1 protein-coding gene is annotated in these 814 nt (G+C 58.0%); it reads right to left on the minus strand.

Annotated elements, in window-relative coordinates; all coding sequences use genetic code 11:
• Positions 1 to 23: 23 nt before the first annotated feature.
• Positions 24 to 814: ATP-binding protein (locus ACR0E6_RS22035; RefSeq protein WP_480587361.1), on the minus strand; the 791-nt coding region annotated here is incomplete at its 5' end.

Below are 814 nucleotides of genomic sequence, written 5' to 3' on the forward strand. Positions count from 1 at the left end.
GCGGATCGGCCCGCCACCAGTTCTTACATGGCGTCGGGGATGTCCTGTCCTTCCGCGACCTCATTTGCGATGCGCTTAACATCCTGAAAATCAAGCTGCCTTAGGACCACTTTGGTCAGGTTCGATTGCAACGCCCAACCCGGGTCAAATTCCGGCCGGAAGGTCATCACGACCATCACCGGAAGATCCCTAAGACGGTCCACCAGCCGATCCATCAGCGCCTTTGTCGTCGGGTCGAGCCAATGCGCGTCTTCAAACAACAGCAAAATCGGCTTTTCCGACGCATCGGCCAGCAAATGCTCCAACAACATCTCGTGCGTCTGATCCATGATCTGTTGCGGCGTCAGGGTCAGCGGCCCCAGACGATCCTCAAACGGGATCGACAATAGCGACGCCGCCAATCGCAGAACCTGATCTGAAGGGTTTTTCAAAACCGATGATATCTTCTCCAGCTTTGCCTCATCCGAGTCTTCAGACCTCAGGTCGGCAGCATGGTGAAGCCGCCGAATGATCGGATAAAACGAGCTGGCAAAATGGTACGGAGAACACTGCAGCCGAATTTGCTCATGCGCGCCTTGGGGGGCTTTCTGCCGCAACTCCTCGATCAGGCGCGATTTCCCGATCCCCGGCTCACCGGAGACCAGAACGATTTGACCTTCGCCCTCACGGGCCAGCTTCCACTTGTCGCTGAGCGTCTCATATTCCGTGATGCGGCCGATCAGAGGGCCGAGGGCGGCCCCCTCAACACGTCTGAAACGGCTGTCCGTGTCGCGCGCGCCGGTCACCTGCCACGCCTCAACTTCTTTCGTGAACC

It is taken from the genome of Ruegeria sp. AP12, from assembly GCF_056540025.1.